We start from the raw sequence: 12179 nt of genomic DNA, 5'->3' as shown, positions 1-12179 counted from the left end.
CGCCGACACGGCGTCCGGAATGCGGTGGAGATGGACGCGTGTCAGGACCGTTTGACGCCGCATGGGGCATCAGTCCGTGCATGGCGCGGTTGGGGGAGGAACATCGCGATGCTCCAGTCCCCGAAGCGGGGCCGCATCGGGGCGCCTTTCGGTACCCCGCGTTGGATCGGGCGCTATCCGCATCTGGTTATGCGGACGAGATCTGACCAGTGGATTACGCGGCGCATCGCGCCCTGCTGTGACAGATGTTCCAGACGCTTGTGCTCCGCTGGCGCTCTGCCCACAAACGTCCTCCATTGGCAAAGCGACTGACCTTAAGCGCGCCTGAGCGCGACCAGCCGTCAGTCAGAAGTTCGCTTCGAGATCCATCAGGGCCCGTGGTTCATAGAACGGTGTCGCACGGATCAGGCTGACAGGATAGTCAGCGTCTTCCACAAACCGCGATGGGGCGAACCCGGCTTCGAGTTTTCGGAGCTTTCTCAGGGCAACAGCGGCCCTGTCGACATCACCGGACGCCGCGTTCAGTGCAAGCGAGAAGCGGTGCGCAGCGCGAAACTCCGGCCTCATGACAGACGCTGCCTGGCCCAGGATACGCGCCTCGTCCAGCTTGCCGCAAAACGACGCTGCAAACGACATCTGGAAATCCAGCCAGTATTGCAGGAATGTCCCCTGTGCCAACGCGCGCCCGCGGGCGCTGGTGCGATAGGAGTCCTCGTAACGCCCATCGTAGAGCTGAATATGGCCAAGCACCCACCACGCCATCGCATTGGCTGGATTGGCCCGCACCGCCATGCGCGCCAAGTGGCCTGCCATTTGCGGATCCCGATCAAAGACCATCGCGCAGTTCGCCGCGACGGTCAAAACCTGGCTGTTCTCCCCCTCCAGCGCGAGTGCTGCCGCAACGGCCTCTTCGGCGGCATCGGCCATTTCGCTGCGCGGCTTGAACCCTTCGACAAACGCGATGGTGTTCAACTGGGCCAACCACGCCTTGTAAACACCCCTTTGCGTATTCTCGAAAGCGGCGGTCAGCATTCTTTCGGCCTTTTCGGCCTTTTCGGCCTCCTCGGCGCGGAGCAAGAATACCTTTTGCATCGCCAACAGGGCCAAGACATTGGCATCCGGGTCGAAGCCGTTCGTCACCCGGTCCAACAGGAACGCATTCATTATTCGATTTGAAATGATCGAACTGAAAGAAAGGATTTCGGCTGGCGTCGTTTCAAATGTCGGAAGCACCGACACTGAATGAATATCGGACCAGAGCACACGCCCGTCGGCCACTGTCTGCAATGCAGCGCGGACAGCATAGCCTGCCCCAGCGGGAGAAAAGCCCTGGACTTCAAGCACAAGCGCATCGGGGTGGGTGGCCGCGGGTACACGTGTGTGAATGTCGAAATCGGCTTGTTCGCGTAGATTTCGGCTTACCGCCTCCGCGACGATCTCTTCCAGAAATCCAATCTCGCCCGACCCGTCAGACTGCAAATTCATCACGATTTGGCGCAGCCGCTCGGCGCCGCGTGATGTTCGACCGGGTGTCACGCGCGAGGTCGGGCCGACAGTCCGCGAAACCTGAGAATGGGCGCGCAAGCTGACGAGCCAAAGGTCGAATTCCGGGTCACGGATATCCAGCCCCTCGAACAGTTCGGCGCCCGGGTCGATCCCGTTTTCCGTCATGTCGATGTCAACGCGATCCCTTTCCAGCCAGACCGTGTTCCGGCTGGCTCCGAGAACCGCCCGGTGATCGCCAAGGCAGCGTCGGATTTCCGACAAGCATTGCCGCAGGCTGCCCGACCCCTGTTCGGGCCCGCGATCACTCCAAAGCTTGTCCTGAAGCCAGATGCGTGTGCGCCCCAGCGTTTCAGAGGTCGAGAGCAGAGCCAGAACCGCTTGCGCTTTTCGTCCGGCCGGTGTCAGGTCGCGCCCATCGTCATCGAGTACCCGAAAGGGCCCGCGAATACAGAATCGCAATTTCGGTTTTGTGGGGTTCATTACGTCTATTCACCCTTCCGAAAAATGACTTTGGCGCCTTTAAGGCTATTCGCAAAACGGTATCTGGAACAACAAAAACATCCCCAGCGCGAATTTACCGTGAATTCGCGCGGGTTTCACCGCGGCTTCCTTGATTAGCGGCAGGACGATTTCAATGCTGATTGCATTAATCGCAGACAGGAGGGTGTAGGATGTCTTTTCGTTTTGGAATTTCGGCGGGTCAAGGATCTGGCCAAGGCTCGGGACAGGGGTCCGGTCAAGGATCCGGGCAGGGCTCTGGTCAGGGATCGGGCCGGGATGCCCATGTCGGCGGCGCCAGCTCACCGCAGCTGAATTTCGCACTGGCAATGATGGGCGAAGCGGTGACAGGAAACTGGTCCCCGCAACCGGACTATGCGTCAAACATCGTGCCGCCCCGTGCGCTCGATCTGGCCTATCTGGGCCGCGAACGGCGGCGTATCGTCCTTTTTGCCGAGCTTGCCAAGGCTATCTGGATCACGGAAGGGGAACGCTCCGCCTCGCTCGTCCTGGGAGGGGCGACCCTTGCCACACTTGTCACGCCACAGAGCGATCTGCTCAGCAAGCAGGTGGCTTACCTGCGAAGCTACAGCGACCTGCGGGCCGATCGCATTGCCGAGATCAACCAACAGATCGACGATCTGCTTTCGTTTTTCGGCGCGGTCGGGTTCATGAACGATGCCGCGCGCGAAAAGACAATGGAGCTGTTGGCGCTGACGCAGGACTTTGCCATCATGCTTGAGATGTCGGCCAAGAATTTCTGCTGGACGCCGCGTCCGATTACGTTGGAGCCGAATGTCTGTCCGATCATCCAGACGCCGGATCATTCGTCTTTTCCATCGGGACACGCGCTTGAGGCCTTCGCGATTGCGACAGTCTTGGATCGGCTGATGTCCTCGGCACCGAGCGAAGGCCCGAAAGCCGGGATGCATCAGCGGCGCCTGCCGTTTAAGATCGCTCACAGGATTGCGGTCAACCGCACCATCGCCGGTGTGCATTTTCCCATCGATAACGCGGCCGGTGCGGTGTTTGGCATCGCCCTTGGCGAGGCGATTTATGCGCTGGGCACTGGCAAAAAGCCATTGGAGCTCCAGAGCTTTGCGCCGGGACATGGCTGGCTTTCGCCAGAGGCAAATCCGGACTTTCTGTTGATCAATTTCTACGAGGAGTTCTTGCAAAACAAAGTCGAGCTGGACGGTGCGCATCGCGCCAAGTCAGATCTGTGGGCCGCGTTTTGGACCGCCGCGCAGCTTGAATGGCAATAGGGGGCACTGACAATGACCGTAGAAATCATTTGGGAGACAGATACCAGCAAATGGGATCCGTGTACGCAGACCCCCTATTTCAACTGGTGGGTCAACGTCGACGCGGATCGCTACAGCACGCGCGATGACAAGCTGGTGTTTTGGGATTTCGGTGTGCCCCGCGCCAACAGTGGCGGCAGGGTGAAATCAGAGGATGCGGACGCTCGCTACGGTGTGCCCGGATTTGGCGAAGAGGTGTCGCTGCGCCCGAGATTCGTAAACAAGGATCACGCGGACATCCAGGATTGGCGCCCCCCCAAGGAGGCCTTCAAGGCCACACCACCCCCACCGGGGACGGTCCTCACCGTTGTGATCGACGAAGGCATCAGCCTTTCGCATCGGGCCTTTCGCGATGAAAATGGGCGCTCTCGTATCCTGGCGGCTTGGCAACAGAACGCCCCTTGGGAGGCCGGGCGCGCGCAGCCCTATCTGCATTTCGGGAGTGAGCTTTATGCGCATGAGATTGATGAACTGATCACCCGGCATACCTGCGGCGACACGTTCGATCAGGTTGCGTTTGACCGGGATGCTCTGCTGGTCGACATGGTCAATTTCGATGGCCAGCGTGCCTTGGCCCACCGCGCCGCCCACGGCACATTCGTTGCCGATATCGCAGCCGGAGGGGCAGACACACAGATGATGGTCGTCAGCTTGCCAAATCGTGCGTCGGTCGGCGCCTCCGGCACGTTTCTTGAGTATTTTGCCATGTTCGGGATTCTGCGCATGATCGATCTGGCGGATCGGCTGTGGTCGATGTTGCCGGATGACGAAAAACAGGCCAGTGAGTTTGAAGGGTATCCGATGGTTGTCAATCTGTCGTATTCCAAGCTCGCCGGCGGGCGCGAGGTTGCAACCGGCGTCGCAAATGAACTTGAGGAGATCAATGCGGCGCGCCGCAGAAACGGACCACACGGCAAAGTCAAATCCAAGATCTATTTCGTGTTCCCTGCCGGGAACGACAATCTCTCCGAAGGGTTTGGCCAATTCAAAGTTCCGGCTCACACAGCGTGCACGGTCGAACTGGACGTGCCGCCCGAAGATCAATCCTCGAGCTTTCTGGAGATCTGGGTGAATGCGGATGTCGAACGCTTGGATGCGCAAACACCCGTTGCGATTGATCTGTTCCCGCCAGGAGCAGCTGAAACCACAGAAGTATCTGAGCCTGGCAAAGACGGCGCATTTTTTGATCTGATCGCTGATGGCGATCCAAATCTTGAGGTGCTTGCCCGCCTTTACAGCTCGACGTTTCACGATGATGACGGGATCGGCGGCATGTGCGAAACCCACAGCGATCCCGACACCGGCGGCCAGGTCCCGGAAGGTGTAGCGCTGTTGCAAGGCAGCGATGCCGATGCACTGGCGGGCGGGGATGGCCCCCTCCTTTTAGGGCCGCCAATCCAGCGCTATTTGCTGGCGATGCGGCCGACACTGATCAATGTGCGTCCCAAGCGGCCCTTTCAATCCGGCCGCTGGAAGATCAGATTGACCAACACCAGTGACATCGAGATGGTCATTCACCTGGCCGTGCAAAGCGACCAATCTGTTCTGCCGCGCGGGGCCACGGGACTTCGGCCCCGATTGCACGATCCGCACTACCAACGCTATGATGCCGCCGGTCGTGTGATCGACAGCTACAGCTACGATGTAGAGACGGGAAGCCGCAGACCCCCCGTCAACACGGATCGCGGGACCGGTACGGGTGCGAACCGGTACGTGTTCCGCCATGGAACGCTGAGCGCGCTCGCGACGGGTTTCCTCCAGATGGATGATATCAGCCAACTCAATCCGTCACCGGGTCCCGGCGCCAAGACGACACGCGCTGTCCTTGTCGCCTCGGCCTACCGGCAAACCGATGGTCTGCCCTGGCCGCCTGCCTCTACCGGGGCGGAGTTTCAGCGCATCGGAGGAGGGGGCCGGGTTCCCATCCAGCCGAACTGTTCCTATCCGACCGAGTCCGGTGTCACCGTGCCCGGCCTGCTTGCGGCAGGCAGCTGCGATGGATCTGTCGTGAGCTTTTCGGGTACCAGCTTTGCCACTGCTCAGGCCACCCGGGAAATTGCCGAATTTCTGTCGCGGCATGCGCAGGCCGAAAGCCATCAGACAGATGCCATCGGTCAGATCGAAACGCAAAACCCGCAAAGCTATGCATATCGGGTCTCCCCTCTGAAATCTGGCAAGATCCGCAAGGCGGCGTGTCTCGGACCACGGGCGGTGGCGCGCCTTTGAGGACAAGGGGCAGTCCTCTTGCGCCCCGGGAGTGGCCGGTTCTTGGTCTGAACCTGGGCAAATGCAGCAGGAGGGCATTCAAATTCAGATGCGCCGAGAGGCAGTCCGACTGAAAACCTGTCAAATCCGCATCATCCGAGGGGGCCCGGTACGCCTGTGCATGGATCCACCATGTGCGGCGCGGGTCACGCTCCGGATCCGATGCGGATTTGGCACCAGCTGCGCCTTTTTCGCGCAAATGCCGTGAGGGGGTCACCCCATGGCGTCAGCATGATGCCCGAGGGTGAGCAATATGGCGACGATGGCGCGGATCCCACCGTCGACGCTGCGTCGAGATCAGGATGCGTTGTTTGAAACAGATGGGGCACAGCCTCATGGCATGCGGCCTCGACAGGCAGGTCGCTGAAATCCAAATCCGCGGCGCCGTCCGCAACCGATACGCTGCTCTTGACAGACCCGTCACAGGGGGCAGCAGGCTAAGTCTTTCCGTACAGTAGGGAAACACGCTCTTCCGACGATTTGTGCAACAAAGATGATCGAGAGGGCTTTGACGGCTGCGGCTCAGGTATCGTTCGAGCAATCCAGGATTTGGACGCTGCGCGGCGGAAACGTGTCATCGACGTTTCGTTCCCCCACGCCATAAGCCATGACAGTCAGGCCGAACGTGTTGCGAAGCCGGTGTGCTGCGCTGACCGGGTCGGCCTGCGCCGCACCCAGCAGGACGCGGGAGATCGCACGCCCCACATACTCCGCGCGCCGTTCAGAGATGGCCAGATTGACCTGGGGATGCCCTGACAGGCTGGCACTGCCCAAAAGCAGCAGTTTGGTCTGCTTTCCCGCTGCGTGACGGTCGGCGACATGCTCTTCGATTTTGGCAAGTGCCCTGGCGATGTCGGGGGGTGCGGCCACGCGGTTTTCGCCAAAAGTCAGCTGGTCCAACAGTTTTGGGCTGGTCCGCCCACACTGGATCACAAAGCGGGCCGGTTCGATGCGGTGATCGTCGATAACGCCGAGAAAATCGGAAGCAGGGCCGGTGGTGTGAACGGATCCGTCCGCAGGCTGGGTTTGCAGGACGACGCGCGGGGAGAAGTCCATATCCAGATCGAACGACCATTGCCAGAAGCGCAACCCACGAAAGAGCGCAAGATTGCGATCTCCCGATGTGCCAGCCTCTTGGTGCCGCTGCTTGGCCAGATGCGTGAGCAATCGGTCAATTCTCCCAAAACGTTCTTGTGTGATCTGCGCCTCGCGTTTGTGATGCGCGGTGATCTCTTGCAGCCGATCGGCCAGCGGCGTGAGGTCCACGGGGTGTTGAATGTGAACATCGGGCCGTGCCACCACGATCCAAGGACGCGGAGGGAGCTGATGCAGGAACGAGGTGACCAAACGATCGGCCTGGACCGCCAATCCAGACAGCACACCGGGCGGGCCGGGCGGTGCGACGGGGGTTTGAGAAAACTCAAGGATCGCGGCACGCCTGATCAGGATGCGCCGATCGGGCTGATCGGCATCGGCGAGAAACGCCCATTCGCCGAAATCGCCCAGGTAAAAATATGCGGTGGTGCGAAACGGATCGGTGCCCGTCGCCGACCGATGATCGATATTCAGCTGCGTCGCATCTGCGCCGTGACGGGACGCGATGGTCAGATAGCCCTTGGGAAAGCCCCCGGCAAACCAGGCGACGGATGTGCAGATCGGGCCGACGAACCACGGCGCATCGTGCAGATGGCACGTGCGCGACCAATCGTTCATCCAAACCTGGGGGCGAAACAGGACCGGCACGTCGCTCAGATCTGGCTTGTTATGGCCCCACATGGCGCGGACATCGCTGTATGTCCACGCCACCGCCCCCGACAGGGCGGCCAGACAGATCACAGCAATCATGCACAGACGGGCGACGGCTTGGGACCGCGTATCCCTTTTGGACGGCGCATGCAGGATGCCAAGACCCAGTGACGTGACCCGGCCAAGCATGTGGAGAGAGGCGAGATAGTCGTCGCCAATTCGGTCGCGCGCCACAGTGAACGTGGGGCCAAGCCTTTGGGTTGCATCCTGTATTTCTCTTTTTCGGCCCGTCAGGGCGGCTTCGATCCTGGACAGATAACTCTCGTCAGTCCACATTTTGATCAGCCGGTTGGCCATGGAGGGGGCCGCGACTGCGCCGCGCAGGGCCTGCAACCCTCCCCAATAGGAGAGAAAAGCCAGCATCAGCACCAGCAGAACCAACAGAGCCATCAGGCTGGCAATCAGCGCAACAAACATCACGATCACGCCCATCACCCCTAGCATTGCCCCGAAGGCACCGATGCCTGAACCGATGATCGGACCGAAATGGCGCAGTATCGAGACAATCGCGTCAAAGCCAAAGAGACTGATTGTGGGGGGCACTTCCAAGACACGCATCTTGATAAACTCCAAGATGCCCAAAACAACGGTAAGACCCGCGCCGCTCAGCAACAGCGAAAGCGTCGGGAGGTTTTTCCAGTTTAGCATGGCTGTTTCCTCCTTGGTTTGGTGCTACACGACCAGATCGGCCAGTCGTCTGAGCGCATCGATCAGTCGTGCGGCGCCGTTCAACGTCCTGGCCAGCTTGCGCATCTGGGCCGAGGCCGTGCGCGCGTCGTGTGTGATCGCGTCCAGTGCACTGATTGGGCCCATCAGCGATTTTTTGGAACGCAGCCGCGCCCGGACCCGGTGGATCGCGGTCATCGCTGCGGCGATGTCGTGCGATTTCTGGATGAACGCGGCCCCGGCTTCGTCATCTCCGGCCGCATAGAGCTCTTCGGCGCCCATCTGCAGGGCGATAATGGCGTTGGCGGCGCTGACATTAAGGGATCGAAGCTGGCCGTAAGCCTTTGGGATTTCGGTATCTTTCGGGGTGTATATCTTGGTTGCGGCGGTCATGGCTGAACTTTCTGCTGAGCCAACTGTTGCAGCGTCTTGATCTGCTCAAGTGTGGCAAGGATGTCGGTTGCGGTCGGATTTTGCAGGCGCGCGAGGATGTCCGCATGTGCGGTTCGGATCAGCCAAAGCCGATTGACCGGGTCTTGCGCCTGTTGCGCCTGAAAGGCCTCGAAGCTGCGTCGGGTTTCGGCGATGGCCAAACGATAGCGATCGACGTTGCCGCTTTGCTGGGCGCGACCCATCTCGGATTTGGCCCGGTTGTAGGCCTCAAAGGCATCGAGACCGCTGTCCGGTTGGAGTGTCAGCCACGCGGACATATCTTCGGTCAGCTCTTCAAGGACCGGATCGGCACGGGTCATGATCTGGCGCAGCTTGGCCGCCCGGAACTGGTCGACCGAAAAGGCGATCCCGGTCGTCAGGAGCGGACCGCGAGAGCTGGCCGAGCGGCTGAACTCGGCAAGCGCCGGAGAGCCGGAGCTGTCCGCCGCCTTGTCGAATGCGGCAAAAACGTTTCTTGCCGCACTGACCACCTCGGCTCGGGTCTCGGCGCTTGCCAATGTCGCGATCGCCGACCAGTAGTTCGAGATCACGACAAGCGCCAGCAGGACCTGGGACGCGTTGACAGGTCCCGCCGTTGGCTCCGCCAGATTGATCAGGGCGCAATCTGCCGTGCTCTTGCCGATGCTGCGCGCCAGCTCGGGCTGACAGACGCCGTCCTGGCGCAAGACACGCTGACCGGAGGTGATGAGGTTTCGCTCGGCCCGCTGGAACTCATCCCGTGCCACCGGGCCGAATTGACGCGAGACCGTTTGCGTTGTTTCGCTCACAAGGTCAGTGACGGCGTGCACGTCCGTGCCTACGTCTGGAACGGTGCACGCCGTGGTCGCCAGGGCCGCCGCGATCAGGGCCGGGCGTCTCATTGCGCGGTCTTCCCGTTGGCAGGCTGTTCCAAGGCGACGATCTGGTCCCGGGCGGCGGGCGGCACGTAATACCCGACCAAGAAAACGATAACCGTTAGAATGGCGCCTTGGATCTCGGCCGGAATGCCATCAGGAAGGATCCCCGGCAAAAAGACGCGTTCCAGCAGCCAGATCAGAAGGCTGGTCAGGGCCGCGGCCAATGCGCCGCCCGCGACCTTTCGGGTAGGGATATTGTTTTTCATTCTGTACATCGCGCTGTCCATTGATGGTTTCGGATGTTCAGCAGTGAACGCCAGGCACCGCGAAAGGCGCGTGATGACAGCGTGAACGCCGCGCGAAATCGACACAGAGCGGTTTGGGAAACGCAAAAAGGCCACGCCATCGCCGGTCCGCAATCATCCCCGAGCGTGCCTGTTCCCATCGGCGCAGCGGCTAGCTGCGCGATGTTCAGGCCCAGCGACCCTGGGCAGGATCGCTTCACAGACCTGCCGGATTGTGAGCGATGTGGCGATTATCCGGCCTGTCGCATTGTTCTGGGCCTTGATGCGGCGCTTTTGACGGATGCGACCCGTTGCCGGTGCTGTTATCTTGTGGCACACGTTGCCTTAGAATCTGAACGAAAGAGTTTAGTCATGCCCGACTACACCACCCGCAGACGTATGATGGTCGATACCCAGGTCCGGCCGTCAGACGTGACCAAGTTTCCGATCATCGACGCCATGCTCACGGTTCCACGCGAAATGTTCGTGCCCGCGTCGGCGCGCGAAGTGGCTTATGCGGGGGAGCATGTGCGCCTTGCACCGGGGCGCGTGCTGCTTGATCCGCGGCTTCTGGCCAAGATGCTGGATGCGCTGGACCTTGATGGCAGCGAACTGGTGCTCGATATCGGCGGGGGCCTGGGTTATTCCTCGGCCGTGGTCGCGCGCATGACCCAGGCCGTTGTGATGCTGGAAGAGGATCCCGAACTTGCCCGCGAAGCGCAGTCGCTTCTGTCCGAAGCGGGCGCGGACAATGTCATCGTTCAGGAGGGTGCGCTTGCCGACGGTGCGGATGAGCATGGGCCCTATGATGCGATCTTGCTGGAGGGCGGTGTCGGTGATCTGCCGCGGACGATCGAGGCTCAGCTGAAAGATGGCGGTCGCATCGCCTGCCTGTTCATGGAGGGCCGCATGGGCAAGGTCAAAGTCGGTCACAAGATAAACGGCGAGATCAGCTGGCGCTATGTCTTTGACGCAGGGGCGCCGATCCTGCCCGGTTTCGAGAAACAGACAGCCTTTACATTTTGAGGATCGCCAGGGTGTAACGGCCCGGCAGCAGAGCGGTTCGACCAGATCATGGAGACTGAAATGAACACAGGCAGGGCAGGGATCAGGGCAATGCTTTTGGCCGGGGCGATGGCGCTGGCCACTCCGATCGCGGCGCTGGCGGATAACCTCGCGGATGCGCTTGCGGGGGCGTATGAGTATTCCGGCCTTCTTGAGCAGAACCGCGCCCTGCTGCGCGCCGCCGACGAGGATGTGGCGACTGCGCTCTCGGTCTTGCGCCCGGTGATCGATTTCACGGCATCTGTCAGCCGCTCGCTCAACGAGACACAGAGCAATAACGTGGTGGTGACCGACCGGCAGGTCACCTCGTCCGCCTTGGCTTTGTCGGCCACGTGGCTCTTGTTCGACAATGGCAGATCCCGCTTCAATTCCCAGGCCGCGAAGGAACTGGTGCTGGCCACGCGGGCCTCGCTTTTGTCGATTGAGCAACAGGTTCTGTTGCGCGCGGTGGTGGCCTATATGAACGTGGTCCGGGCCAATGAGTTTGTCGCGCTGCGGCAAAATAACGAACGCCTGCTGATCCAGGAATTGCGCGCCGCCCAAGACCGGTTCGAAGTGGGCGAGGTGACCCGCACGGATGTCGCTTTGGCCGAGGCGCGTCTGGCCGAGGCGCGCAGCAACCTCGCCTCTGCCCAGGGTGATCTGATCAATGCCGAGCAGGAATATCTGGCCGTCGTCGGACGGCTGCCCGGTCGGCTTGCCTCACCGCCCAGCCTGCCTGCGCGTCCCGCGTCGATCGAGGCCGGTCAGGCGGTCGCGTTGCGCCGTCATCCCGATTTGCTCCAGGCCCAGCACCAGGTCGCGGCAACCGAGTTGACGGTTATGGCCCAAGATGCGGCGTTGGGCCCAAGGATTTCGCTCACGGGCGATCTGAGCGTTTCGGAATCGCATCGGGATGTGTCGGATTCCGAGACCGCAAGCGTGTCTCTGAGCGTGAGCCAGCGTCTCTATCAAGGCGGCGCGCTGGCCGCTGAAGTGCGCCGTGCCATGGCCAATCGCGATGCCGCGCGGGCCTCTCTGCTGGTGGTGCAGGACGTCATCGAACAGAATGTGGCTACGGCGATGGTCGCCTTCCAGGTCGCGCGGGCGACCATCGAGGCGACCGACCGTCAGATCCGGGCCGCCGAAGTGGCCTTTCGTGGCGTGCGCGAAGAAGCGACGCTGGGCGCGCGGACCACGCTTGACGTGCTGGATGCCGAGCAGGAGTTGCTCGACGCCCGGGCCGCGCGCATCGCGGCGCAATCGAACCTGAATGTTGCGGCCTACCAGATCCTTGCAGCCCAAGGGGCGCTGACCGCGCAAAACCTGGGGCTGCGGGTTCAGATCTATGATCCGGCCGCCTATTACAATCAGGTCAAGGATGGACCGGCCCGGCTCAGCCCGCAGGGCAGACAGCTCGACAAGGTGCTGCGCAGGCTCGGCAAAGAATAACAATTCTCTCTATATGTTGTGAGAATCCTCGGGTCGGGCTACACTCAGACCCGAGGAACGAGTGG

9 protein-coding genes and 1 pseudogene are annotated in these 12179 nt (G+C 61.1%); 5 read left to right on the top strand and 5 right to left on the bottom strand.

The window, feature by feature from the left end; all coding sequences use genetic code 11:
* Nucleotides 1-345: 345 nt before the first annotated feature.
* Entirely contained in the window at nt 346-1986 is a 1641-nt protein-coding gene (locus HEP69_RS02805; protein ID WP_290557002.1) for a hypothetical protein, read from the bottom strand.
* Nucleotides 1987-2177: 191 nt separating this feature from the next.
* Here HEP69_RS02805 and HEP69_RS02800 point away from each other — a divergent pair, with 191 nt between their 5' ends.
* From HEP69_RS02800 to HEP69_RS02790, 3 genes and pseudogenes are all read left to right on the top strand, one after another.
* Nucleotides 2178-3269, top strand: a complete 1092-nt coding sequence (locus HEP69_RS02800) for a phosphatase PAP2 family protein (protein ID WP_290557001.1) — start codon at nt 2178-2180, stop codon at nt 3267-3269.
* A gap of 12 nt (nt 3270-3281) precedes the next feature.
* On the top strand, nt 3282-5534 hold the full coding sequence (locus HEP69_RS02795; protein WP_290557000.1) for a hypothetical protein: 2253 nt from the start codon (nt 3282-3284) through the stop codon (nt 5532-5534).
* A 281-nt stretch (nt 5535-5815) separates the two neighbouring features.
* A pseudogene (locus HEP69_RS02790) lies at nt 5816-6031 on the top strand (hypothetical protein); the annotation flags it as partial.
* Between the two features lie 64 nt (nt 6032-6095).
* On the opposite strand, the gene HEP69_RS02785 reads toward HEP69_RS02790, so the two are convergent.
* From HEP69_RS02785 to HEP69_RS02770, 4 genes are read right to left on the bottom strand one after another with little or no spacing between them, the layout of a single operon-like run.
* On the bottom strand, nt 6096-8027 hold the full coding sequence (locus HEP69_RS02785; protein WP_290556999.1) for a hypothetical protein: 1932 nt from the start codon (nt 8025-8027) through the stop codon (nt 6096-6098).
* Nucleotides 8028-8051: 24 nt separating this feature from the next.
* Nucleotides 8052-8438: a hypothetical protein gene (locus HEP69_RS02780; RefSeq protein ID WP_290556998.1), complete on the bottom strand. Its 387-nt coding sequence runs from the start codon at nt 8436-8438 to the stop codon at nt 8052-8054.
* A complete protein-coding gene (locus HEP69_RS02775; RefSeq protein WP_290556997.1) occupies nt 8435-9358 on the bottom strand; it encodes a hypothetical protein in 924 nt (307 codons plus the stop codon). Before HEP69_RS02775 ends, HEP69_RS02780 begins: the two co-directional genes overlap by 4 nt.
* Nucleotides 9355-9609 (bottom strand): hypothetical protein, encoded by a 255-nt coding sequence (locus tag HEP69_RS02770; RefSeq protein ID WP_290556996.1) that lies wholly within the window; start codon nt 9607-9609, stop codon nt 9355-9357. The genes HEP69_RS02775 and HEP69_RS02770 overlap by 4 nt, the downstream gene beginning before the upstream one ends.
* A 381-nt stretch (nt 9610-9990) precedes the next feature.
* On the opposite strand from HEP69_RS02770, the gene HEP69_RS02765 reads away from it, so the two are divergent.
* Nucleotides 9991-10644 (top strand): protein-L-isoaspartate O-methyltransferase, encoded by a 654-nt coding sequence (locus HEP69_RS02765; RefSeq protein ID WP_290556995.1) that lies wholly within the window; start codon nt 9991-9993, stop codon nt 10642-10644.
* A 60-nt stretch (nt 10645-10704) separates the two neighbouring features.
* Nucleotides 10705-12114 (top strand): TolC family outer membrane protein, encoded by a 1410-nt coding sequence (locus HEP69_RS02760; protein ID WP_290556994.1) that lies wholly within the window; start codon nt 10705-10707, stop codon nt 12112-12114.
* Nucleotides 12115-12179 lie beyond the last annotated feature (65 nt).

The organism is Aestuariivita sp. (assembly GCF_021404545.1).
GTDB lineage: Bacteria > Pseudomonadota > Alphaproteobacteria > Rhodobacterales > Rhodobacteraceae > Aestuariivita.
The sequence above is the reverse complement of the archived record's forward strand: the minus strand, read 5'-3'. Positions and strand labels throughout refer to the sequence as shown.

Bases quoted from the DNA above. Each gene is read 5' to 3' on its own strand.
- HEP69_RS02765 (WP_290556995.1), top strand. From the start codon at position 9,991: ATGCCCGACTACACCACCCGCAGACGTATGATGGTCGATACCCAGGTC.
- HEP69_RS02795 (WP_290557000.1), top strand. From the start codon at position 3,282: ATGACCGTAGAAATCATTTGGGAGACAGATACCAGCAAATGGGATCCG.
- HEP69_RS02805 (WP_290557002.1), bottom strand. From the start codon at position 1,986: ATGAACCCCACAAAACCGAAATTGCGATTCTGTATTCGCGGGCCCTTT.
- HEP69_RS02785 (WP_290556999.1), bottom strand. From the start codon at position 8,027: ATGCTAAACTGGAAAAACCTCCCGACGCTTTCGCTGTTGCTGAGCGGC.
- HEP69_RS02775 (WP_290556997.1), bottom strand. From the start codon at position 9,358: ATGAGACGCCCGGCCCTGATCGCGGCGGCCCTGGCGACCACGGCGTGC.
- HEP69_RS02800 (WP_290557001.1), top strand. From the start codon at position 2,178: ATGTCTTTTCGTTTTGGAATTTCGGCGGGTCAAGGATCTGGCCAAGGC.
- HEP69_RS02780 (WP_290556998.1), bottom strand. From the start codon at position 8,438: ATGACCGCCGCAACCAAGATATACACCCCGAAAGATACCGAAATCCCA.
- HEP69_RS02770 (WP_290556996.1), bottom strand. From the start codon at position 9,609: ATGTACAGAATGAAAAACAATATCCCTACCCGAAAGGTCGCGGGCGGC.
- HEP69_RS02760 (WP_290556994.1), top strand. From the start codon at position 10,705: ATGAACACAGGCAGGGCAGGGATCAGGGCAATGCTTTTGGCCGGGGCG.